21 protein-coding genes are annotated in these 23009 nt (G+C 42.6%); 13 read left to right on the top strand and 8 right to left on the bottom strand.

The features are described from left to right. Window positions 1-11: 11 nt before the first annotated feature. Window positions 12-1211 (bottom strand): Coenzyme F420 hydrogenase/dehydrogenase, beta subunit C-terminal domain, encoded by a 1200-nt coding sequence (locus AC5JMF_RS01770; protein ID WP_495794001.1) that lies wholly within the window; start codon window positions 1209-1211, stop codon window positions 12-14. A gap of 55 nt (window positions 1212-1266) precedes the next feature. Between AC5JMF_RS01770 and AC5JMF_RS01765 the strand changes: the two genes are divergently transcribed. The 4 genes from AC5JMF_RS01765 to AC5JMF_RS01750 all read left to right on the top strand — a co-directional run bounded on the left by AC5JMF_RS01765 (window position 1267) and on the right by AC5JMF_RS01750 (window position 5304). Beyond that, window positions 1267-1383 (top strand): type II toxin-antitoxin system HicB family antitoxin, encoded by a 117-nt coding sequence (locus AC5JMF_RS01765; RefSeq protein WP_495794000.1) that lies wholly within the window; start codon window positions 1267-1269, stop codon window positions 1381-1383. 556 nt (window positions 1384-1939) lie between these two features. After that, window positions 1940-3388, top strand: a complete 1449-nt coding sequence (locus AC5JMF_RS01760; protein WP_495794022.1) for a glycoside hydrolase 100 family protein — start codon at window positions 1940-1942, stop codon at window positions 3386-3388. An 83-nt stretch (window positions 3389-3471) separates the two neighbouring features. Continuing rightward, entirely contained in the window at window positions 3472-4824 is a 1353-nt protein-coding gene (locus AC5JMF_RS01755; RefSeq protein WP_495793999.1) for a 16S rRNA (cytosine(967)-C(5))-methyltransferase, read from the top strand. 57 nt (window positions 4825-4881) lie between these two features. After that, complete coding sequence (locus AC5JMF_RS01750; RefSeq protein WP_495793998.1) at window positions 4882-5304, top strand: tellurite resistance TerB family protein; 423 nt, start codon at window positions 4882-4884, stop codon at window positions 5302-5304. A gap of 267 nt (window positions 5305-5571) precedes the next feature. Here AC5JMF_RS01750 and psb35 read toward each other — a convergent pair whose 3' ends face one another. Together psb35 and AC5JMF_RS01740 are read right to left on the bottom strand one after the other, a co-directional pair. Next, complete coding sequence (gene psb35, locus AC5JMF_RS01745; protein ID WP_495793997.1) at window positions 5572-5799, bottom strand: photosystem II assembly protein Psb35; 228 nt, start codon at window positions 5797-5799, stop codon at window positions 5572-5574. Between the two features lie 164 nt (window positions 5800-5963). Beyond that, window positions 5964-8228 carry a transglycosylase domain-containing protein gene (locus AC5JMF_RS01740; protein WP_495793996.1) on the bottom strand — a complete coding sequence of 755 codons (2265 nt, stop codon included), beginning with the start codon at window positions 8226-8228 and terminating at the stop codon, window positions 5964-5966. On the opposite strand from AC5JMF_RS01740, the gene AC5JMF_RS01735 reads away from it, so the two are divergent. From AC5JMF_RS01735 to AC5JMF_RS01705, 7 genes are all read left to right on the top strand, one after another. Next, window positions 8213-8380, top strand: a complete 168-nt coding sequence (locus AC5JMF_RS01735) for a hypothetical protein (protein WP_495793995.1) — start codon at window positions 8213-8215, stop codon at window positions 8378-8380. The two genes, AC5JMF_RS01740 and AC5JMF_RS01735, sit on opposite strands and share 16 nt — an antisense overlap. 314 nt (window positions 8381-8694) lie before the next feature. Then, window positions 8695-9183, top strand: coding sequence for a 2-amino-4-hydroxy-6-hydroxymethyldihydropteridine diphosphokinase (gene folK / locus AC5JMF_RS01730; RefSeq protein ID WP_495794021.1), 489 nt, complete (start codon window positions 8695-8697; stop codon window positions 9181-9183). 132 nt (window positions 9184-9315) lie between these two features. Continuing rightward, the gene (locus AC5JMF_RS01725) at window positions 9316-9864 is read left to right on the top strand and encodes an NUDIX hydrolase (protein WP_495793994.1); all 549 of its coding nucleotides are present in this window, start codon (window positions 9316-9318) and stop codon (window positions 9862-9864) included. Between the two features lie 63 nt (window positions 9865-9927). Further along, window positions 9928-10203, top strand: a complete 276-nt coding sequence (locus tag AC5JMF_RS01720) for a hypothetical protein (protein ID WP_495793993.1) — start codon at window positions 9928-9930, stop codon at window positions 10201-10203. A gap of 29 nt (window positions 10204-10232) precedes the next feature. Then, window positions 10233-10865 carry a bifunctional 4-hydroxy-2-oxoglutarate aldolase/2-dehydro-3-deoxy-phosphogluconate aldolase gene (locus AC5JMF_RS01715; protein WP_495793992.1) on the top strand — a complete coding sequence of 211 codons (633 nt, stop codon included), beginning with the start codon at window positions 10233-10235 and terminating at the stop codon, window positions 10863-10865. Between the two features lie 46 nt (window positions 10866-10911). Next, window positions 10912-11424 carry a L,D-transpeptidase gene (locus tag AC5JMF_RS01710; RefSeq protein WP_495793991.1) on the top strand — a complete coding sequence of 171 codons (513 nt, stop codon included), beginning with the start codon at window positions 10912-10914 and terminating at the stop codon, window positions 11422-11424. A 453-nt stretch (window positions 11425-11877) separates the two neighbouring features. After that, window positions 11878-12429 carry a L,D-transpeptidase gene (locus tag AC5JMF_RS01705; RefSeq protein ID WP_495793990.1) on the top strand — a complete coding sequence of 184 codons (552 nt, stop codon included), beginning with the start codon at window positions 11878-11880 and terminating at the stop codon, window positions 12427-12429. A gap of 175 nt (window positions 12430-12604) precedes the next feature. Here the strand turns inward: AC5JMF_RS01705 and AC5JMF_RS01700 are convergent, their stop codons facing one another. Then, window positions 12605-14560, bottom strand: a complete 1956-nt coding sequence (locus AC5JMF_RS01700) for a choice-of-anchor Q domain-containing protein (RefSeq protein ID WP_495793989.1) — start codon at window positions 14558-14560, stop codon at window positions 12605-12607. A 1144-nt stretch (window positions 14561-15704) separates the two neighbouring features. On the opposite strand from AC5JMF_RS01700, the gene AC5JMF_RS01695 reads away from it, so the two are divergent. Next, window positions 15705-17096, top strand: a complete 1392-nt coding sequence (locus tag AC5JMF_RS01695) for a malic enzyme-like NAD(P)-binding protein (RefSeq protein WP_495793988.1) — start codon at window positions 15705-15707, stop codon at window positions 17094-17096. A gap of 205 nt (window positions 17097-17301) precedes the next feature. Beyond that, entirely contained in the window at window positions 17302-19593 is a 2292-nt protein-coding gene (locus tag AC5JMF_RS01690; protein ID WP_495793987.1) for a metallophosphoesterase family protein, read from the top strand. Between the two features lie 95 nt (window positions 19594-19688). On the opposite strand, the gene AC5JMF_RS01685 is transcribed toward AC5JMF_RS01690, so the two are convergent. From AC5JMF_RS01685 to AC5JMF_RS01670, 4 genes are all read right to left on the bottom strand, one after another. After that, window positions 19689-20435 carry a creatininase family protein gene (locus AC5JMF_RS01685; protein WP_495793986.1) on the bottom strand — a complete coding sequence of 249 codons (747 nt, stop codon included), beginning with the start codon at window positions 20433-20435 and terminating at the stop codon, window positions 19689-19691. Window positions 20436-20784: 349 nt separating this feature from the next. After that, window positions 20785-20892: a cupin domain-containing protein gene (locus AC5JMF_RS01680; protein ID WP_495794020.1), complete on the bottom strand. Its 108-nt coding sequence runs from the start codon at window positions 20890-20892 to the stop codon at window positions 20785-20787. 141 nt (window positions 20893-21033) lie between these two features. Then, window positions 21034-21393, bottom strand: coding sequence for a Mo-dependent nitrogenase C-terminal domain-containing protein (locus AC5JMF_RS01675; protein ID WP_495793985.1), 360 nt, complete (start codon window positions 21391-21393; stop codon window positions 21034-21036). 846 nt (window positions 21394-22239) lie between these two features. Continuing rightward, entirely contained in the window at window positions 22240-22980 is a 741-nt protein-coding gene (locus tag AC5JMF_RS01670; RefSeq protein WP_495793984.1) for a Uma2 family endonuclease, read from the bottom strand. Window positions 22981-23009: the final 29 nt, after the last annotated feature.

Below are 23009 nucleotides of genomic sequence, written 5' to 3'. Positions count from 1 at the left end.
TGCGTGAGACATCACTCCGGTAACTTATACTGCCCAACGATCCGCTTAGCATACTCCGGCACATGCGCCTCCAACTTTTGCGGATAATTCCGCTTTACATACAAATAATTGCGAGTAAAGTGAGAATCAATCGAAAATCGCCCATACTCCAACCCTTTAGGGCCAATCCTTTCAATCACAACACCCATCAATTTTGCAGCCCACATCGGCAAAGTCACGCCCCGATCATAAGCAGGAATACTTTGTTGTACAGCCTCTTTGCGATCGCCTTTAGACATCACAGGCTGGGTATCTAACTGCCCTTTCACCAAATCAAGCATTTCCTGGCCTGTATCATTTCTCACCACAATCCATTGCCAACCAAAAGGTGCGCCCATGTAACCCACAACTAAATCTGCTAATGAGTTGACGTAATCAAAACAACTCATACAAGAAGGGGCGAAGACATCTTTGAGTTGATTGGTTTTCAAACCAAAGAAAGGTACGGTTTCTGTTGAACCATCCTCATGTTTGAAGTGAACTCGGAAGTCTTGCATGAACTCATAATGTACTACTGTGCTAGGCGAACGACTAGTGGTTTCTAAGAATTTTTGCAGTCCAGCGCGGTTGACATTATCTACACAAGGCGTGCCTAAGACATACAATTTCTCTAAACCCAGTTGTTTTTCTACGGCTCGTAATGCCTGAATTTGGCAACCAACACCTATCACTAATAAGCGCTTCATTCCCGATGTTTCTATCTGTTCGAGTACGGAAAGGTTGGGTGACAGTGTTGGTTTGTTTACCCTGGCTGCAAGTATTTCTTCTGGGGTACGGGCAATTACTGGTCTAGGTTGAAAGCGGTCTTCTTTGGTGTTTTGTACACAAACAACTCCTTCTACTAAGCCACGATTCAGCATTTCAATGGCGATAGTACTAACAATCCCTGTCCATTGGGCACCAGGAATCGGCTGCTGTTTGCGTGCTGCTATCATGTCTTGATGAACACCAAAGTACAGTTCATCGGCATTGTCGAGATGACGCGATCGCTTATGTGCTTGTTCTTCAAGTTCGCTTATCTGCTGGTTAAGAAAGGCGCAAGCTTCCTTGACATAGTGTATATAATATGTATCACACAGTCCGCACTCGCTACACAGTTCTTTGGCAGGGCGACGACTGGTAGGTTTTAAAGCTTTGGCTTTTTTATGCTTGCTAGAATTAACTGAGGTCATAATAAATTATTTATCTTATTCAGGCACAGCTTTTACTACAATACCGCCATAGGTTATGAACTTCACAATAGAGATTGAGCAAGAAGAGGATGGACGCTTTCTAGCTGAAGTGATCGATTTTCCCGGCGTGCTGGCTTATGGACAGACACCAGAAGAAGCAGTTGCTAGTTAGCGCAAAATACACAGCAATTACCTCATCTTACGCCTGTATAATTTGTTTTTTTGATTTTTATCCCGCCATTAGGATAATACATACAACTCTTTGGAAGTATTGACATCTGAAGTTTTCCAACATTTATATTGCATATTCTGAAAAAACGTTATAAATTATTAAGTTATAGGGGAATAATTTAACTTCTAGTGTCAAATCTGAGTAAACATACTGTCAGCATTTGTAACTTCACACAAATCTTAAACAGCGCTCAAGATGTGTTTTTGTTTGGTGAAGCAAAGATTTAGGTCATGTAAACGGAACCACTAACAATCTAAAAATGTATCTAGTGGGCTGTTGTTAGCAACTATATCAGCGCTTGAGGCGAAAAAATATAAATATAACTCGCCAAAAAGCCATTAATTAAGTTTCATAAAAATTACAGCTTTGGCTGTTGTTGATAGACTGATTTTTTGCATATAGTTTACTATTCAAAAAATCGTCATTTTTTTGATGAAAATAATCAAAGAAGGTGCATCTCACACAAAATCACGACCTAAATGGAGTTATTATGGCAATGCAAGTAGAAAAATTAGAAGCTACTGAAAATGTAGAAGAAATTGCCTGGAAAGCACTAGAAAATTCTATCCTTTATTATCAAGGGCGTCCAGTTGGTACAGTAGCTGCCTATGATGGATCACAAGAAGCACTAAATTATGACCAATGTTTTATTCGAGATTTTGTCTCTTCAGCCTTAATTTTCTTAATCAAAGGCAGAACAGATATTGTTCGTAATTTCCTAGAAGAAACTCTCAAGTTACAACCTAAAGAAAGAGCATTAGATGCCTATAAACCTGGAAGAGGTTTGATACCAGCCAGCTTTAAAGTTATCTCAAATAACGGGGAAGAATATTTAGAAGCAGACTTTGGGGAACATGCGATCGCCAGAGTCACACCAGTCGATTCTTGCCTGTGGTGGATAATATTATTACGCGCTTATATAGTTGCTACTAAAGATTATTCCATAGCTTATCAACCTGAATTTCAAAACGGTATCAGGTTAATTATGGAAATCTGTCTAGCTAATCGTTTTGATATGTACCCAACGCTATTAGTTCCAGACGGCGCTTGTATGATTGACCGCCGTATGGGTATATATGGTCATCCCCTAGAAATTCAAGTGCTATTTTACACGGCATTACGTGCGGCTCGTGAATTGCTAATTTGCAAAGGCAATCAAGATATTGTTGCAGCTATAGATAATCGTTTACCTCTTTTATGCGCTCATATTCGCCAGCATTATTGGATAGATATTAATCGTCTAAATGCAATTTATCGCTTCAAAAGCGAAGAATATGGCAAGGCCGCTGTGAATTTATTCAATATATATGTAGATTCTGTGCCCTATTATGAATTAGACAAGTGGCTAACAAAAAAAGGTGGTTATTTAGCCGGTAATGTTGGCCCATCGCAGCTAGATACTCGTTTCTTTTCGCTAGGAAACTTGATGGCGATTATTTCAGATCTCGCTACTGAAGAACAGTCACAAGCGATCATGAATCTCATCGAAGAACGATGGGATGATTTAGTGGGAGACATGCCGATGAAAATCTGTTTCCCAGCTTTGGAACATGAAGAATACAGAATTGTCACCGGCTGTGATCCGAAAAATATTCCCTGGTCATATCATAATGCTGGTAGCTGGCCTGTCTTAATGTGGATGTTAGCAGCGACAGCTTTAAAAACAGGCAAAACAAGTATGGCGAAAAGGGCAATTGAAATCGCTCAATCACGTCTGTGTGAAGATGAATGGCCAGAATATTATGATGGTAAGAAGGGGCGATTGATTGGTAAACAAGCTAGAAAATACCAAACATGGACAATTGCCGGGTTCCTGTTAGCTAAGGAACTGATGGATAACCCCGATTATTTACCACTAATCAGCTTTGGAAAATTACCACCAGAAGTAGTTTCTAGGGCTTGTGAGTTTGAAATCGCCAGCGTCGATAATTATATACCTCGGTAAATCTGTTAAAGTAAGACGATTCCTCAGAGAAAAATTTGTTTGGGCGGCCCCTTGGAATTACAAGGGGCTTTTAGTATGATTCCATGATCAATAGCCGTCAACTAGCTTTTATCGTCTTGCGAGATGTTCACAAAGGGGCTTATGCTGATGTTGCCCTTGATAGAGTGCTGCAAAAAGTTAATTTGCCCGATCGCGATCGCCGTTTGGTGACAGAGTTAGTTTATGGCAGTGTCAGAAGGCAACGCACCCTTGACGCCATTATTGACCAACTCGCTAAAAAGAAATCTCATCAACAACCCAAAGACCTCCGCACTATCTTACATCTGGGCTTCTATCAATTACGTTACCAAGAGCGTATCCCCTCCTCGGCGGCTGTAAATACAACTGTCCAACTCGCTAAAGAAAACGGTTTCTCTGGACTTACGGGTTTTGTGAATGGTCTGTTACGACAGTACATACGTCTGGCAGAGGAAAAACAAGCAGATCCATTACAATTGCCAGAAAATCCAGTAACACGCTTGGGTATTTTACACAGCTTTCCTGACTGGATTATTCAAATTTGGTGGGAACAGATAGGTTCAACCCAAACAGAACAATTATCTGAATGGATGAACCAATCACCAACAATTGACTTGCGGGTTAACCCGCTTCGCACATCAATTGAGACAGCTGAGGCGGCGTTGCAAGCCGCTGGTGTTTTGGTAAGGCGTGTTCCTCATTTACCCCAAGCTTTAAGATTGATTGGTAGCACTGGGTCAATTCAAAATTTACCCGGTTTTAGTGAAGGTTGGTGGACTGTACAAGATAGTAGTGCCCAATTAGTTGGTCATTTGCTTGACCCACAACCAGGTGAAGTGATTATTGATGCCTGTGCTGCACCAGGGGGAAAAACTACTCACATCGCTGAGTTAATGCAAGACCAAGGTAAAATATGGGCCTGCGATCGCACTCCATCTCGGCTGCGTAAACTCCAAGAAAATGTTCAAAGGCTGAATCTACAATCTGTGCAAATTTGCACTGGCGACAGTCGCCACTTTACCCAATTCCAAAATATCGCAGACCGCGTACTGTTAGATGCCCCCTGTTCTGGTTTAGGAACGCTACACCGTCATGCAGATGCTCGTTGGCGTCAAACACCAGAATCTATCCAGGAACTCTCAATCCTTCAAAAACAGTTAATATCACATACATCAACTTTTGTCAAGGCTGGTGGTATCTTAGTTTATGCCACTTGTACACTGCATCCAGCAGAAAACGCAGAAGTAATTTCAGCATTTTTAGCAGAGTATCCTAATTGGCAAATAGAGCCACCCAAAGCTGATTCAACCACTTACAGCTATTTTCAGTTTCCAGGCTGGCTGCAAGTTTGGCCCCATCAACAGGACATGGATGGCTTTTTCATGGTGCGCTTAAGAAAAACCAACGATTCCGAATGAATACTGTTTGAGATTGTACGATTTGATGGAGGCCCGAATCTCCTAGAGGAGGCAGCAATGGTTACTCATTCCAATGTCAAAAATTTAGTTAAAATCCTGATTGGTGCTGCTTGGATTGATGGAAGAATCCAGCCAGAAGAGCGGCAATACCTACGTGAAATAGCTCAAGCCAAAGGTTTGGCTAGCGATCCAGACATTAAGCCGTGGCTCTACGAATTAGTTCCCGTACAGCCACAAGAATGCTATGAGTGGGTGAAGGAGTATTTAGGCGATCGCCCTAGTTTGGAAGATTGCGAAAACTTGATTGAAGCTATCAGTGGGTTAATTTATAGCGATGGTGAGGTTGCAACTGAAGAAGCAAGACTTCTAACCAAGTTACAAGATATTACCAAGCCGAATGAGTCTAATCAACCAGCACATACTTTGCTTCTTAAACAAATCCAAAAGCTGTACCGTCGTTGGGTTGAAGTTCAAAATTAATTTTAGTCAGAAGTCCAGAGTCAAAAGTCCATAAGTGTTTGATTATTGAACGCCAGTTGCTCATGCTTATAATGAGCCTCTGCTCGACTAGGGTTTCCTAGCAGACACCCGGAGGGTAGCGTGGCAACCCTCTTGGCGCAGTCTTTCCCTCAAGGGAAAGACTGCGCTGACTCCTCTTGACTCTTAAACACCAGTCGCTCATGTGGGAAACCCCTTAGCGTTAGCCTCTCCTTATAGGAGAAGACCGCGCTGGCTCCCCTTAACTCATTAAGACTTCGGTTCACCCAGACCCGGAGTTTCTTCTTTTTCAATTTTAGGTACAAAATCAGGACGCTCTTTGCTTTCCCAACCCGCAGGGCGTTTGGAGTTGTACCAAGCAATCGAGCCAATGGTGACAGCAGCAATAAAGCCAACAACGTACACCAAAGTAAAAGCCAAAGGAAATTGACCACCGCCTGTGGCAACAGAATCAGCTGCTTGCATCAATACATGCATGAGTATATTCTCCTCATTTAGGTAACACTACTTAACACACTATAGAATGAGCGTATCACCTAACATCCCCCTGTAGTTGAGCAAGTTGATATTCGTTGGGAGTAGGAAATGGGGAATTGTTTATTCTCCACGTTTTTGCGTCCCCACCTCCCCAATCCCTCATCTCACTGCGAAGAAGGTCTGAGTCGATCGCGCCAAGAAGGTGATGAACCGGAAGAATCAGAATTATTTCCAGAGAATGAACGCCTTCGTCTTACAGGCGTTGAAGGTGAAGAATCTGATTGTGATCTTCTGTATCGCCGCCGGGGACGAGATGATTCTGAGGAGTCACTAGTGGAAGTTGAGGCTTCACTGGTGCGATCGCGGCGACGTCTGCGTCTTGGAGTATCATCATTATCTGATTGCTGCTGCGCTTCTTGATAATAGCGTCGTCTACCCCGGCGTCTTCTAGATGAGCTGCTATCATCAGAATTTCTTACGTTATCCTCATCTTCATCTGATTCCTTAGAGGCAATAGCACGATTAATAATTCTTCCTGGCTTGATGCGCTGTGCTTTGATTGTGCCTTTACGACCATCTAACTTGGGTCTTTCGGGAAACTTTTCGACAGGCATTCCTTCTACTGCTTCTTCCATAAATTCGTGCCAGGTGTAGGCAGCACTGCTACTACCGCCATAAGTAGGGCGGTTATCATCGTTGCCTAGCCAAACTCCTGTCACCAATTGCGGAATGTAGCCGATAAACCACAAGTCGCGGGCTTTATCAGAAGTACCAGTTTTCCCAGCAACAGGTCGATCATTTAATTGGGCAGCGGTACCAGTCCCAGCACGAACAACGTTGCGTAGCATCCAAGTCATAATCGCAGCGCTATCTTGATCTAGAGCTTGCTGTGATTTGAAATCAGCAGACCAGATCACCTTGCCTTGACGGTTAAGTATACGGCGAATCCCGTGGGCTTCTGCGTGCAATCCTTGGGTTGCGAAACTGCCGTAAGCGCTAGTCAACTCCAGCAGATTGACTTCATTTGAGCCAAGGGCTAGGGAATAAGTGGGTCTGAGTTCCGATTTAATCCCCATCTTATGAGCGACTTTAATCGTTGGCTCATATCCCACATCCATCAATACCTTAACCGCAATTATATTGATAGAACTGGTGAGAGCATCTCGCATACTCATCCAACCATGAAAGTTTTCCCCAAAATTCTTTGGTTCGTAGCCATCTACTACCAAGGGTGCATCCAAGTAGGTATCGTAAGGACTTTTACCAGTAGCTATAGCAGTCGCATACACAAATCCCTTAAATGTTGAGCCTGGCTGACGCTGTGCTTGAGTTACCCGATTAAACTGATTTTTGCTAAAATCTTTGCCGCCAACCATGGCTTGAATTTCACCACTGCGAGGATCAATAGCTACTAAAGCTGCTTCTTTAAAGTTTTCCCAAGTACCCTGATTTCGCAGCGTTTTCGCAACCGCTGCTTCTGCTACCTTCTGCCAAGCCGGGTTTAAGCTAGTTTCTACTACTAAACCCCCACCAGCCAACACATCTGGGGAAACGTACTTGGGCAATTCATTCTGGATATAGCTAGTAAAGTAGGGGGATTCTACTTGCAATCGCTTGGGAGGACTGGTTTTAAGGTTTATTGGTTCTTGAGTTGCGGCTTGTTTTTCGGCTGCTGTGATCACTCCATCTTCTTGCATCCGCTGTAGTACCAGATTGCGCCGCGCTTTAGCCATTTCTGGATTTTTGTCTGGAGAGTATAAGCTAGGAGCCGGGGCTAATCCAGCAATTGTTGCCATCTGTGATAAAGAGAGTTGATCTGGCGTTTTACTAAAATACACCCACGAGGCGTCTGCCACTCCATAAGCCCCAGCTCCCAAATAGACCAAATTCAGATAACGTTCTAAAATCTGATCTTTGGTCAATACTTGCTCCATTTTTTGTGCTAAACGCACCTCTTTAAGTTTGCGCCAGATTGTTCGCTCTTGTTTGAGAAAGAGAATTCGCGTTAGCTGTTGCGTGATTGTGCTACCACCTTCTACGACATTTTGCGATCGCAAGTTATTCAAAACTGCTCTAACAATTCCCTGTGCATCAACCCCATTGTGTTTCTCAAATCTTCTATCTTCAGAAGCGATGAAAGCCCCTTTGAGCTGATCAGGTATTTGCTCCAGCTTTAATTGCTCTCTAGTCGCTTCTCCTTGTTGTTGTAATATAGTACCGTCAGCAGCTTTGATTGTCAGTGTCTGCTCTCTTTGCACAGCACTTAGCAGCTCTTTATCTGGCAAAGAGCGGTCTATTGAGTTGATACCGTAGATTACCGCCACGATACCACCACTTACACCCAAGCCAACCCAGAACCATGGGCGACGATAAAGCGGTTTATTTCCCAAAGGAAGTTTGGGCAAAGTCACAGATGGTAAGCTTTTCATACGGTTCAGTAATTGCCTCGCCTGCACCAGATGTGTTGGTGGTGAATTCTCATCTGTGGATTCCTCAGATTCCTCGTGTTCATGATGATTACCAGGCGGCAATCGCAGTTTCTCTTTATCAGAGTCGCTCAACTTTGTTGGCTTTTGTTTGAACCAGGAGGTAAGCTTCCCCACGTTCGTTCCTCGCTCAAAGAAGTAATAAAAACTTGACCGCCATCAGAGAAGTCTAGGATTAGCACACCACGTTTGTGTTAGTATAATAGCCCATAAACAATTGACTAAATTCACCATTATCAAATAATGTTTGGGAAAACTCGTTAATCCAGTACAGTAAAAAAAGATACTGCATTACATAATTATTGGGGATTGGGAATTGAATAATGTAAATTCGGCTCAAGAAAATTATTTCCCAGTCCCCAGTCCCCAATACCCAGTACCCAATCCCCAGTCCCTAACCCCTAATAACTTGCTCAAGTTCAGTGCAGTAGCCCTTGGCGGGAATATGGGCGATTCCCAGGCAATTTTAGAAGCGGCGATCGCAACCTTAGCCCAAACACCCAAAATCAGCATCAAAGCTAAATCCAGTTGGTACACAACCAAAGCCGTAGGGCCACCACAGCCAGACTATTTAAACGGCTGTGTCGTCTTGCAGGTAGAAATCTTACCCCAACAACTATTAGAAACTCTGTTAGCAATTGAACAAAAATTTGGACGCGTCCGCCAAGAACGCTGGGGGCCGCGAACTCTGGATTTAGATTTGTTATTATATGATGACTTAATCATCAATACACCAACTCTGCAAATTCCCCACCCCCGAATGCGGGAGCGAGCTTTTGTTTTAGCCCCACTTGCAGAAATTGCCCCAGATTGGGTAGAACCCATCTCTGGATTGGTAATTAAAGAACTCCTGAAAGAGGTAGACTGTTGTGATGTATATTTATTGATGGGCAATTAACACCACCATCTCAAAACAACAAAATAGTAACTTTATGAGACGTGATGCTTATATCCCCCGTCATTCATGCGTGGAAGTGTCAAAATAGACGCTAGTGTTTATATCTGTAGTTACAGACAAACAAATTTTACTATGCCATTAGGTAGAGAATTACCACAGCTGCTGAGACAGCGCTTGTTCCACAAAGGACGCAAGTTTGATTTTGAAGTCAATCGCTTGCGTTTACCGAACAAATCAGAGGGGGAATGGGAATGTATTCGCCACCCAGGCGGCGCTTTAGCTGTACCCGTGACTAATGAAGGAAAACTTGTACTCGTTCGTCAATATCGTTTTGCAATTCAAGGGCGGATCTTAGAATTTCCCGCCGGGACTATAGAACCAAGTGAAGAACCTTTAGAAACAGTACAGCGCGAGATTGAAGAAGAAACTGGCTACCGCGCTCAAAAGTGGGAAAAATTAGGAGAGTTTTTCCTCGCTCCTGGTTATTCAGATGAGATTATTTATGCCTTCCTCGCTCAAGATTTAGAAAAGCTAGATACACCCCCAGCGCCAGAGGAAGATGAAGATATCGAAACAGTATTATTAACTCCTGAAGAATTCGAGCAAGCTATTCTCCACGGGGAACTAGTAGATGCCAAATCAATTGCCAGCTTTATGTTGGCACGTCCTTTGTTAGTTTAAACAACAAAACTGTTGATAGAGACGCACCATGGCTCGTCTCTACAACTCTTGATTACAAAAAATATGATTATTAATTCTCAATTAACCAATATTTTATTAATAGCAGGAATTGTTTGTTTAATAATTGCTGTTATTGGTAACTCTAAATTAGGTTTTGTCGAAATTAATCCGGGTTGTTTTGGTAGGTTATTAGCTTTAACCCTTGGTACTCTCAGCTTAGTGTTTGCTGTGGGTTTAGGAAATTTACCTTTAGAAACACTTGATTCATTAAAAACGTATCTATCAGAACAAATTCAACAGAATATTAGTTCAATTAACGAAATATTGCAGCGCTCATAACGACATTTTGATTAAAATTGGTAATCAAAATGTCAAATCAAGTTTGGTTATCGCAATTACAAAAACATAGAGCAGTGGCCGTTATTCGCGCTCCCAAAATCGAGTGGGGACAGCAAATGGCAATGGCTGTAGCCTCTCAAGGAATGCAGCTCATCGAAATTACTTGGAATAGCGATCGCGCCGCAGAATTAATTAGTCAACTCCGCTTAAAATTACCTAACTGTACTATTGGTACAGGTACATTATTCAATGTAAAGCAACTACAAGCAGCAATTACATCTGGGGCACAATTCCTCTTCACACCCCATGTTGATGCTGCAATGATTCAACTAGCAGTAGCGCAAGATATACCCATCATCCCAGGAGCGTTGACTCCTACAGAAATCGTTAATGCTTGGAATATAGGTGCAAGCTGCGTCAAAGTGTTTCCCGTAGAAGCATTAGGTGGAGTTCAGTATATCAAAAATCTGCAAGGGCCATTAAGTCAAATTCCCTTAATTCCCACTGGCGGCGTCACTCCAGAAAATGCCAAACAATTTTTGCAAGCAGGTGCAATTGCTGTGGGTTTGAGTAGCCAATTATTCCCCAAAGAACTAGTAGAAACAAGAAATTGGCAAGCGATCGCTCAAAACGCCAAATTTTTGATACAAAAGTTACATTAGTCTAGGATAAAATCATCAAAAACTTGGTCATTTGAGTGTATTTACTATGAAAAGCCTAATTTATCCTAATTGGGTGCGTCGCTTAAAAATACTCCTTGTTAGTACAGTACTTTCTTGTAGTTTGGTAACTACTGGTTCAGCTCAGGTGTGGGCAAAGCCTCAAAATAAGATAATTGCTCAAACAATTCAGACATTACAACAATCTGAGCGGCGCTGGATTCAGATTAATTTAGCAAAGCAACGTTTAATCGCCTGGCAGGGTGATAGGGTTGTTTATGGTGCAGCGATTTCTTCTGGTAAAAACTCTACCCCCACGCGGATTGGTAGTTTTAGAATTCAATCCAAATTCAAATCTACTCGAATGCAGGGTAGGAATTATGACGTTCCTAATGTTCCTTATGCAATGTTTTATCAGGGAAATTACGGCATTCACGGCGCATATTGGCATCGCAAGTTTGGGACTCCAGTCAGCCACGGCTGTGTAAATCTCGCACCCAAACATGCGAAATGGCTATTCAATTGGGCCTCAATAGGGACTCCAGTAGTCATTCATAGATAATGAAAAGGTAATTTGAGCAAGAGTAGAAATATCTATAAAACAAGACAAATCAGTGGTTCTCAGCAGTATTTTCTGCTGGGAATCTCCGGACTGGAGATAACTGAACAAGAAACAGTATATAGAAGAAGGCACTCACATAGTTTGCTCTCAAGAAATAAGCGTAAGTCCTGACATTTTTCAATTCAAAATTCAAAAAAAATTAAGAGAGTAATTTTGAATTTTGTTTAGCAGTATTCATGGAAGAGTTGCGTATATCCGCTAAAGAATAGTGGGAACATATCTATGTGATTGATTGCATAGAGTTGGGAATTGGCTTCTCCTGTCGGAGACGCTCTTGCTAGCAAGATCCCGCAGGGTACGACTTCGCTTAGCCTACGGGGAATTGGTTATTCTCCGCGTCCCCCTCATGCCCCTACTCCTCAAAGTGAAACGGTCTTATCAAGGTGATGCATCATGCAAACTTGGATTCGTTGCTGCGGAACTTTTTGTACTGGTGTGACGCTGGTACTAGCGACTTTCTTGTCTTTGTCATCCACCACGGCTAATTCCAACTCAGCTATAGCTAGAGCTACATCGCATAGAATATCTGAACGCAACTTTGCAGTATTTAATAACGACAGCATTAATGTATCTGATGTCCGGCAAACGACTCGACCCCGCTGGATTGAAATTGACCTGTCCGAGCAACGGTTATCTGCCTGGGAAGGCAAAAAACTTGTTCATTCATACCGAATTTCTACAGGTAAGCGTTCGACCCCCACACCTATAGGTAGGTTTCGGATTAATTCTAAATATCGCACTCATCGAATGCGAGGTAGAGGCTACAACATTCCCAATGTGCCTTACACGATGTATTTTTACAAAGGCTATGCGATTCACGGAGCTTTTTGGCATAACCGTTTTGGTACTCCAGTCAGCCATGGTTGCATAAATTTGCCAGTCCAACAAGCCCGCAAGCTGTATAACTGGACTTCAACAGGAACTTTAGTTGTAGTACGTCGTTGACATCCTCCGTTAACCTAAAAGGTACGGGGATTCCCAAGAATCACTTCATAAGTTCAATACGAAGGGAACAGGGAACAGGAAACAGGCAATAGCGAGGAATGACGTGTTTTCTGTTCCCCTTTCAATAATTGATAAAGGTAAAGAAGGAGAACTGATCAAAATTGACACTTCAGCTTTAAAACACAAAGTTGCTAGCGTTATTTAGGGTGCCTGTACCTTTTACATCCACCGTAATAAAAGGACTGAAGCTTTCATTGCCTGTGGAACCATCCACATCAATTTGCACGCTGAAGTTGTTAGAAATATTGCCTTGTATGATTTTGACATAGCCATCGGCTATGGCATTAGTACCGGTGTAGCTGAGGCTATCGAGCAACTGGGTAAAGACTATTTTGTCTTTACCAATCTCAAAGTCAGTGATTGTATCGCCCCGATCGCTAATATTAGTGTAGACAAATTGGTCATTACCTTCACGACCAGTGAGTTTATCTGCACCTGCTAAGCCGATAATGCGATCGCTAACTGATGTGCCAATAATCACATCATTACCAGAAGTTGCTTTTTTCAGGCTACTAGTTGAACTGGTAGTAGTTGCCTGTGTGGCTGTACTTGTGAGGCTGCTGGCCGCTTTTGCACCATACTCATATGCTCCAACATCAGGTTGACTGTCACGATTAAAGCCTCGGATATCGGTTTTTGGTGCCTTTGTTGTCACACCCTCATCAATAGCAGGACTTCCCGCTAATATCGGACGCACCAGTACACCATTTATAGTTTGCAAAGAACCAAGTTTGGGATTAGCAATCAGAGAACCAGCAGTTACTTTTTTATTCTTGCTATTGACTGGGGAAGGAAACTCAATATTACCGCCACCATCCCGTAACTGAAATGCAACCTGCTGAGCAAGTCCTGAAGAGTTGTTTGCTTTGTTATTGGCAACTATTGAATTGGTGAGTGTGGCTATTTGCTTACCAACAATCCAAAAAGCTCCTCCATAGGTTTGAGCATAGTTATCGACAACTGTAGAGTTGGTGATGTCGATATTGGCGGATGCACTAGGATTGATGGTGATTGCTCCACCATAACCTTTGGTACTACTTGCTTTGTTTCCAGAAAAAGTACTGTTTTCAACAGTAGCGCGAGCATTTTTAGAATTTACATACCCATCTAGCCACAATCCACCGCCTTGTCCTTCGGCAATATTGTTGGCAAAGGTGACATTGCGGATTGTGATATTCCCATTAGCTCTTACTCCTCCCCCCAAAGCAATTCCTTTGGAGTCGGGTTTGACTTTGTTGTTGATAATTATGCTATCTTCAATAATCGCCTTATCTGGATAGTAGATATAAAGATTGATCGCTCCCCCATCCCTTCTGCTTTCATTGCCTTCAAATCGACTCCCACTAATTCTAATTGTGCCACCCACTGTTTCTGAGTCATTTTTGGGGCCATCAATATTTGCACCGTCTGTATAAATTGCACCACCTCCGTAAGAGGATTTGTTCTTGAGGAAAACGGAATCTTCTACTACTAAGGGGCCTAAAAGCTTATAAATCGCTCCACCTGAAACGCCACGATTGTTGGTGAATCGACTACTTTTGATCGATAATAATCCAGTGCTTCCAGCCGCGATCGCACCTGCACTAAAGCCATTATTAGCGACGCTGCCATCGTTGTTGTCAAAGGTGCTATCCGATACTTTGACAACACAAGAACGGCCAACATGAATAGCTCCACCCCGATTAGAAACGTTGTCCTCAAACTTACAATCAGATACCGTTAATCTACTGAAGTTATTGAGATTAATCGCACCGCCTCTAATCTCAGACTTGGGATCACTACTTACTGCTCTACCATTGACAAAGTTTAAGCTTTTTAGAGTTAACCTGATTCCCTGCGTTGTATTAAAAATCCGACTGGCTTTGTTGCCACTGATAGTAATATTTGCTGCACCAGAACCATCAATAATGAGATTCTTATTCAGCTCTATTTGACCACTGGTGAGGGTAATCGTTTTGTTAGCCAGATTAGCTGCAAATTTAATTGTGTCACCTGCTTTAGCCCGAGCAATTGTCTCTCTCAAAGAACCAGAACCACTATTGTTGGCGCTGGTGACAGTGATGATGGACATTTAGTATTCCTCCAAAATTGTGCTTTACCAAACGTTTCTTGCTAATTAAGCATCAAGCAGAAATCACTTACCTTTCGCTGCGGGGAAGAGTGATTCAAAGCACTTTAGTGCTATGTCTTGGCTCTATTCCCCATAAAACTTAGACTTGTCTGGATGGAAGCTAGAAATTTTTGCAAATGACGCTTCCGTTCTCTGGCTATTCGTTGTCATCTAGCTGAATCTTGATTGTCAAGCTTTTGTTAAGAAAGTAGGCATAATTAGACACAAGTGAGTGAATTTTTGTAAAATTTACCAAACTCAGCTTCCTAATTTACCTAAAAGTTTATATTTCTTTACATGAACATAAAGATTTACGCCTATTTGCTTGATAGAGACTTTATATTGTGATGACTAACAAGTTCCGTGGGTTTAAGTCCCCCGGTTATAGAACCGGCAAGTTTTGTGTTGGGATCAAATCCCCATTACAAAACTTAATTACGCACTTCGTAGCGTAAAGCCTGCGGCATAGCTTCGCTTAGAGCGAGTCCTCGATAGCGTCAGCGTAAAGCCTACGGCATAGCTTCGCTTAGAGCGACACAGGAGCGTCGCGTCATTACGAATTACGAATTACGAATTATTTAATGGCTCTGTTCATCTGGTTTGACTGATCACAATCTGCAAAACTTCTAATACTCAATCGCAGATTTATGTGAACTCATGCTGATTTGCAAAACCCAAGTAGTTGATAATAGTGTCAACAAGCTACATCAGAAAGTTTTATCGAACACTACCTATCGGCTTGCTCGAAGAATGATAAAATATAATGCCCTCCTGAAGTAGTGTTAAGTGCGATCGCTTATCAGGAAGAGGAAGAGGGGCAGGGAGAGAAGTAATTAAATAATTCGTAATTCGTAATGACGCTCGAGGACTCGCTACCGCTTCGCTAACGTAATTAAGTTTTGTAATGGGGATTTAGCGCAAAGTCACCAGGGGAAACCTGCGCTCTGACGGCAGTTGTTCATGGGGGAAACCCCCATGAACAACTGCCTCAACTTTGTTAGACAGACCCCAACACAAAACTTGCCGATTTCAGATTTTAGCTTTTGTCTAGATCTTTACCAATCAATTCAATAGTAAGATCTAAAACTTAAAATTGAGAATCACAATGGCAGACCTAACTCCAAATTCTAGTTTTAGTTTGACACTGCGTTTGCAGATTCCTAATCGCGTGGGGATGTTAGCCTCAGTAACGCAGGCGATCGCCATCAATGGTGGTAATCTGGGACAAATTGATTTAATTGAGCAAACCCGCAAAGAATCCACTCGTGATATTACAGTTGATGCTGCTAGCACCGAACACGCCGAAACAATTGTGCAAGCAATCAAAGCATTACCAGACATTACGGTGCTGAATGTTTATGATCGCACCTTTAATTTGCATCGTGGTGGCAAAATCAGCATTACCAGTAGAATTCCCCTCAAAAGTGTTTCCGACTTAGCCATGGCTTACACACCGGGAGTTGGTCGAATTTGTAATGCGATCGCCCAAAAACCAGAAGAAGTTTATAATTTAACCATCAAACAAAACACTGTTGCCATTGTGACTGATGGGAGTGCTGTTTTGGGGTTAGGTAACTTGGGCCCAGCCGCTGCTTTACCTGTAATGGAAGGTAAAGCAATGCTGTTCAAAGAATTTGCTGGAATTGATGCTTTCCCCATCTGTCTTGCTACCCAAGATACAGATGAAATTGTGCGGACAGTGAAGAATTTAGCTCCAGTTTTTGGTGGTATAAATCTAGAAGATATTGCTGCACCACGATGTTTTGAAATTGAGCAGAGATTGCGAAAAGAGTTAGATATCCCCGTTTTTCATGACGACCAACATGGTACAGCCATTGTCACCTTGGCAGCTTTGTTTAATGCTTTAAAGCTAGTACATAAAACCATTGCAGAAATCCGCATCGTGATTAATGGTGCTGGGGCAGCTGGAGTGGCGATTGCCCGCTTACTCAAAAAAGCTGGAGCAGAAAAAATTTGGATGTGCGACTCTAAAGGAATTATCTCCACGAGTCGCACTGATTTAACTGAAGAAAAACGCGAATTTGTTGTGAAAGCCCAAGGTACTCTCGCCGGCGCAATGCAAGGAGCAGACGTATTTATCGGTGTCAGCGTTCCAGGAGTTTTAACACCAGAAATGGTGCAATCAATGGGAAAAGATCCAATTGTGTTTGCAATGGCCAATCCCATTCCAGAAATTCAGCCAGAATTAGTAAATAAATATGTGGCTGTCATCGCCACAGGCCGCAGTGACTACCCAAATCAAATCAACAACGTGTTAGCTTTTCCTGGAGTATTTCGTGGTGCCTTGGATTGTCGCTCCCAGACAATTACCACTACCATGTACTTAGAAGCAGCAAGCGCGATCGCCTCTTTAGTCAAACCTTCAGATTTAGATCGAGAACACATCATTCCTTCGGTTTTTGATGAGCGAGTCGTTACCGCCGTCGCTGCCGCCGTCCAACGAGCCGCGCGTGAAGAAGGTATCGCTCGGAATTAGTTAGGGGCTGGGGACTGGTGAGATGAGGGAGTAAGAAAGCTGGGGGAACTGAGGAAGTTGGGGAGGCTGGGGGAGAAAGATAATTACAACTCCCCATTCCCCTAATCCCCACTGGGCTTCGCCCCGCTTCGCTAACGTGCGAGCCACGAGTTCCCCATTCCCCATTCCCCATTCCCCATTCCCCATTCCCCATTCCCTATTTGCAATGAATTATCAAGCTGGGGGCGAATTTTTTCAAGAACTGCCGCTGATTTTAGCCGGGCCAATTCTCAAAAAGATTGAACCGGATTCAGTGACGGTTTGGGTTGCACTAAAACAGTCTTGCCAAGCCAAACTCAAGGTTTACGAAACAACGAATCATGGTGAAACCTTGGGAGATTTTTTGTGGGAAGGACAACGTTCTACTGTTGCTTTGGGCAAGTATCTGCATGTGGTTGCTGTCACAGCTAGGTCTCAAGTTGGGTATCGTTTAAGTAGCGATCGCATCTATGCATATGACCTCCAATTCACAGCTACTGATGGAACTGTCCAAACTTTACAACAAGCATTAAACTCAAACTGTATTAGCTACTTTGAACATCAGCAGCCAACTTTTGTCTTACCACCCAACCGTCTCCAAGACTTGCAAATTATCCATGCTTCCTGTCGCAAGCCTCATGGTCAAGGATTTGATGCCCTACCAATTCTCGACTGCTTGATTGAGGCAGCAGCAAATCAGCCCCGCCGCCGTCCTCATCAGTTGTTCCTAACCGGAGACCAAATTTACGGAGACGATGTTGCACATCCGTCGTTGTGGGTGGCTAGTAATCTTGGTGATGCGCTGCTGGGTTGGGAAGAACAGCTGCCTGTGGGTCAAAAGAAACCAGTTGATAACGTAGTGTATTGTACGCCCAAACAGCTGCCTCCCGGACAGCGAGCTGGAGTAGCGACGATTCAAGCCGGCTTGACTGCGGGATTACACAATAAACAGGACAAAGTTGCTAGCCATCTTCTGAGTTTGGGAGAGTATTACGCTAGTTATTTACTAACTTGGTCTCCGGTGTGCTGGCCGACTTCCTTTCCACGAGGACACCAAGTAACAAGCGATCGCCAAGCTAGCCAAAACTGGGATCGCTCAGTGCGTAATTTACGGCAATTTATCCATACACTGTGGAAAGTGCGCCGCGCCCTTGCCAATATTCCCGTTTACACCATTTTTGATGACCATGATGTCAGTGATGATTGGAACCTCAATCAAGCTTGGTGTTTACGAGTGTTGGGTCGTCCTCTAGGGCGGCGGATAGTTCAGAATGCCATGTTAGCCTATGCAGTATATCAAGCCTGGGGCAATACACCTGAGCAATTTACAGCCAATCAACCTGGTGAGAAACTGCTAGCTGCTGCACAAGCTTGGTCAACTTCCCAAGGGACAGATACAGCTGCCTATGAAGCGATCGCTCGTTATGTTGGCATACCACCCAGCGATCCCCGCACAGACTTACCCACTTTTGCCCAAAATGAGGAAGTGTTGATTCTGGCTCGATATCCGCAGACACTCACATGGCACTACACAGTTCGGAGTGATTGTCATGAAGTCATTGTGCTAGATACACGCACTTGGCGTGGCTACCCTGCCGACCAAAAACCAATCGCGCCGCCGATGCTGCTATGTCCCCAAGCTTTGCAGCAACAAATACTCCTACCTTTACAACAAACAGCACAGACTAACATTCCAGCTACGTTTGTGATTGCGCCTACTAATCTATTTGGATTACAAGTAATTGATTGGATTCATCACTGGCATTTGCGACGCGACAAAGTTTTTTCCACGGATGTTGGTGATGCCTGGAACATCAACACTGAAGCACTAGCAAAGTTTCTCTCCATCTTGTTTGAGCAACGTCAGCAAATCATTGTTCTGTCTGGGGACATTCACTACAGTTATGTGACTCGCTTGTCTCATGCACGTAATGATCAATCGCAGTCTGTCTTGGTACAGCTAACCTCTAGTGCATTGAAAAACGAAGAAACTTTAACCAGAATTATCCATACACGATTAAAAGATTTTTTATTACCAGAAAAGGTACGGCGGTGGATTGGGTGGAATCATCCAACCAATATGCAAGAACTTTCAGCAAAACAACAAGATAGCGATCGCCCACTCGTCAACCCCGACTGGTATTGCTTATTAGAGTGGATTCCACGACACAGTACTCAAACTAATAGCATCGCCAACGATATATCAAGTTTAATACCACCCTGGAAACGCGCAGAAAATGCTAAATGGCAATGGTTACAGCCGTTAATGTTTTGGAAATCTCGCTGGTTTCAACAAGGACGAGAAGTGGTTGGAATGAATAACTTAGCCTTGGTTCAGTTTGAGAGGATTGATGAAAATAGCTCTTGCCAAGTTATTCAAGATGTGTATTGGCTTTCTTGCTGGTATCCAACCCAAATTGTGTATAGCCGTTTTGAGACTCAGTTAACACCTAATCAATCGTTGTTAAATGACAAGTAGTTGTGCAAAATAAATTATCTATTTAGGTAAGGGAACAGGGAACAGAAAAGGGATATAGCGATTTCAGTCGCCTACTCCCCACTCCCTACTCCCTATCACTCGGCATTCAAAAATTCTAAATACCCATTGCTAAGTTCTTTGACAGCTAATTCATAAAACTGCTTACCGTGTTCTGGCGTTGCTAAGGCGGGGTTGGAACCCATGCGTCCATCTGGGTAACGCACGCGAAAGTCAGCTGCACTATAAATCTTGTGTCCTGTTCCTACTTCTGGTGAGAAGGGTGCTTGCTTAATCGCTTCTGGATAAACGTATTGGGTGAGTGCTACTTCACTTGGAGTTGCATGAGAACCTTCTTGATCCCCGTATAATTCTTTGGCTAGCTGATAAACTGAACTGCACATGAACCAGTTTGCTACTTGACATTGCACTAATTGGGCATTGCTAATTTGCAAATCTTCTAAATGAGCATAAGTTTCAGAGAAAGCAGCTTTAAGAGTGGCAATGTTTCCACCGTGGCCGTTAATAAAGTAGAACTTGGTAAAACCAGCTTTGACTAAACTAGTTAAATAGTCTCGCACCACTTGAATTAAAGTGCTGGGACGCAGACTGATTGTGCCGGGAAAGGCGGTATGGTGTAATGCCATTCCCACATTGATTGTAGGGCCAACTATTGCTTGGGTTGCTTCACCTACAGCATGAGCGATCGCTTCTGCACAAATAGCGTCAGTACCAATTAATCCTGTAGGCCCATGTTGTTCTGTAGAACCAATAGGGAAAATAATCCCCTGGGACTGCTTAAGATAAGCTTCAACTTCCTGCCAAGTACTTAAATGCAATAACATCGTACAAATATTGTCTAGGAGATGGGATCACAAAGAATTCTGTCAGATGCGGATATCAGCAATTTCCTGACTCTGCTACTCTATCCTATGACATCGTTGTTAACCTCTATCTCCCTACCATCCATTTAAGAAATGAGATGTTTGCGTTTAAACGAATCAGACAGATTTGGCATTGAATCATTCAAAATCTCGAAAGATTTTAAATTTCCCACTTGCCATGCAATAAATCCAAAACTTCCAAGAAAGCGGATTCATCAGTGAGATCAATCCAAAATCGAAAATTGGTTGACTGACTTATCTCTATTAATCAAAGTAATAATGTTTAGTGCCGTCGCTTATAATTTCCCACCTACCAGGATATTCCAGCGGCAAAAGTAACTAGATCTCCTTGCCTTGTTTGCAATGATTGCCCATCATTGGGCGTACCTATCACATTATCTGCTAATAAATCACATATTTCTTGAGTATCATAAGTCCCAGGAAATTTAGATACTTCATGTTACCAAATTGCCTTTTTGGACACCCCAACTCATTGAAACATTCTTGAATGGGTTAATGCTCAATTTTAATTTCGATGTTGCGTTTACTTCGGTTGCGTTTAGCAGTATGATTGAATATCTTCTCCACATTGATCTACTAAATAACACAAAGCACGAAAACGTAAGCCCACAAGTTGCTCATAAAGAGGATTCAGCTTACACATTGGAGGAATATGAGCTACTGTACGACCAAATAGCATGATATCGCGCTCGAAAGGACACTGAGCAGGAATTAGCTTAGCAATAAATTTGGCTAATTTGCGATTCTGAATTTCGAGTTCATCAAGCCATTGGCGTAATGGTTGTAGTAAATCCCATTTAGGTAGAGCAAAGGGGTTTTTACTTGCTATTTGATGGGTTGTCTCCATAGGTTTAATAAAAGCAGGCATGATGATTTGCTGATTATTTGTTTTAACCATAGTAGTAAGCCAGATTTCCTTGTTTGGATAAACTATTTGCCAGTTTGGAGTATTACCATGCAGTTGATTTCTGCTATTTGCATTACACTTCTAAATTGAAGGAAAACAAGCGCAAATACAAGAATTTACATGGGTTTTCGGGGAAGAACGGTTTAACTAATTGTTATTTAAACCCACCAAATGATGAAGAACTGTCCCGTTAAATACAAAATAACAAAGAAATTATAAAAATGGTATTCCCAAAACTTATTAATTGCTGATATTGCAGATAGCATTCTCATATTTCTAATATAAATGCCTGGTTTGGAAACTACACAGTACCTTGAGATGGACTTTTGTAGACACAAGCATAGTTTACCTCTCACTACAGCTAGATTTCGCTAGGATGAACCAGCAATAACAGTTAATTTTCGATCAGGAAATACACAAAAGATGTTATAGATGTTACATAACTTAACCTAATTTTTATCTAACAACTAGCAAAATATCTTTGATAAGTAGAACCTAATGTTCTCGCTCGGGTAACTTATAAAATTCAGAACAAATAGGCTAACTTAACGCAGGACGAATACTTATTTTGTCCCCAAATAGTACCGAAATCTATAAAGGTAAATAGACCATCGGTTCACTAATATCTATTGACAAAATACCCACTGTGTATGTTCCTACAAAATGCTAATTTATCAAGAAACGTTTATGAGATAGTTTTTGGCTATTCTGCTTGAGATGAGGGATAACAGGCGATTTTTCCTTGAAGACGTTGTGCGATCGCGCTCACATTTTTAGTTTAAATCTTTTGCTATTGCAGATACCATTTTATGGTTGCATAGCTATTGAATTGTCCTTTTAAATATGGGGATCATTGTCTACACCAAGCGAACGCAACCTTGCCTTTAATTGTTCTACTTGCAATTCTGCTTGTTCAGCTCGTTGACGTTCCTGTTCAGCTCGTTGACGTTCCTGTTCAGCTCGTTCTTCTGCTTGCTGTCTTGCTAAAACCTCTTGCTTTAAAGCCTCTGTGAGTTCATCGGGGATCAATAGCTTTTCACCTGTATCCTCCCGATAAAACGCAATCAGGCGTCCCTCAACTATCAAGCGCAGCTTTAGGGGTTCACAGCGGCTATCTTGAATGAGTTCGTAAGTTTCTCCTCTGAGGCGATAACCGCGTAGCTGTTGTTCTACCCATTCGCCTTTAGGATCAAACTGCCAGTATTCCTTGACACCTAGCTGCTCATACAGAATCTTTTTAAAGATTTCGTCCTTCTCCTTAGTTCCAAAGGATGTCATTTCAAAAATAACCGTAGGTACTTGACCTTCCTCCCAAATTTTGTAGTTGTCTCGACCGCCTGGTGCGACATCAAAAATTACCATCACATCTGGAGCAACCCGTAACTTGGGAAAACCTTGTGCATAGTAAAGAAATTGATTACCTAATACCGTCGCCTGACGATCTGCCAGGTACTGTTTTAGCACTTCCAGAGTGGTGAGTAAAGCATAAAGATGGTCGTATGTTTCTGCCACTGGTTCGCCATCAGCGCTGGGGTAGAAGATATCAGACTCGGTGTTGACTCCTAGAGTAGCTGTCATAGTTTGAAACTCATTGCTACCAACCCTAT

It is taken from the genome of Desmonostoc vinosum (assembly GCF_059505385.1).
Note: the sequence above shows the minus strand (reverse complement) of the source record. Positions and strands in the feature narration are given on the sequence as shown.

Excerpts from the sequence above, each read along its gene's own strand:
- AC5JMF_RS01770 (WP_495794001.1), bottom strand. The coding sequence starts at position 1,211 with ATGACCTCAGTTAATTCTAGCAAGCATAAAAAAGCCAAAGCTTTAAAA.
- AC5JMF_RS01765 (WP_495794000.1), top strand. The coding sequence starts at position 1,267 with ATGAACTTCACAATAGAGATTGAGCAAGAAGAGGATGGACGCTTTCTA.
- AC5JMF_RS01760 (WP_495794022.1), top strand. The coding sequence starts at position 1,940 with ATGCAAGTAGAAAAATTAGAAGCTACTGAAAATGTAGAAGAAATTGCC.
- AC5JMF_RS01755 (WP_495793999.1), top strand. The coding sequence starts at position 3,472 with ATGATCAATAGCCGTCAACTAGCTTTTATCGTCTTGCGAGATGTTCAC.
- AC5JMF_RS01750 (WP_495793998.1), top strand. The coding sequence starts at position 4,882 with ATGGTTACTCATTCCAATGTCAAAAATTTAGTTAAAATCCTGATTGGT.
- psb35 (WP_495793997.1), bottom strand. The coding sequence starts at position 5,799 with ATGCATGTATTGATGCAAGCAGCTGATTCTGTTGCCACAGGCGGTGGT.
- AC5JMF_RS01735 (WP_495793995.1), top strand. The coding sequence starts at position 8,213 with ATGGTAAGCTTTTCATACGGTTCAGTAATTGCCTCGCCTGCACCAGAT.
- AC5JMF_RS01740 (WP_495793996.1), bottom strand. The coding sequence starts at position 8,228 with ATGAAAAGCTTACCATCTGTGACTTTGCCCAAACTTCCTTTGGGAAAT.
- AC5JMF_RS01725 (WP_495793994.1), top strand. The coding sequence starts at position 9,316 with ATGCCATTAGGTAGAGAATTACCACAGCTGCTGAGACAGCGCTTGTTC.
- AC5JMF_RS01720 (WP_495793993.1), top strand. The coding sequence starts at position 9,928 with ATGATTATTAATTCTCAATTAACCAATATTTTATTAATAGCAGGAATT.
- AC5JMF_RS01715 (WP_495793992.1), top strand. The coding sequence starts at position 10,233 with ATGTCAAATCAAGTTTGGTTATCGCAATTACAAAAACATAGAGCAGTG.
- AC5JMF_RS01710 (WP_495793991.1), top strand. The coding sequence starts at position 10,912 with ATGAAAAGCCTAATTTATCCTAATTGGGTGCGTCGCTTAAAAATACTC.
- AC5JMF_RS01705 (WP_495793990.1), top strand. The coding sequence starts at position 11,878 with ATGCAAACTTGGATTCGTTGCTGCGGAACTTTTTGTACTGGTGTGACG.
- AC5JMF_RS01700 (WP_495793989.1), bottom strand. The coding sequence starts at position 14,560 with ATGTCCATCATCACTGTCACCAGCGCCAACAATAGTGGTTCTGGTTCT.
- AC5JMF_RS01695 (WP_495793988.1), top strand. The coding sequence starts at position 15,705 with ATGGCAGACCTAACTCCAAATTCTAGTTTTAGTTTGACACTGCGTTTG.
- AC5JMF_RS01690 (WP_495793987.1), top strand. The coding sequence starts at position 17,302 with ATGAATTATCAAGCTGGGGGCGAATTTTTTCAAGAACTGCCGCTGATT.
- AC5JMF_RS01685 (WP_495793986.1), bottom strand. The coding sequence starts at position 20,435 with ATGTTATTGCATTTAAGTACTTGGCAGGAAGTTGAAGCTTATCTTAAG.
- AC5JMF_RS01675 (WP_495793985.1), bottom strand. The coding sequence starts at position 21,393 with ATGGTTAAAACAAATAATCAGCAAATCATCATGCCTGCTTTTATTAAA.
- AC5JMF_RS01670 (WP_495793984.1), bottom strand. The coding sequence starts at position 22,980 with ATGACAGCTACTCTAGGAGTCAACACCGAGTCTGATATCTTCTACCCC.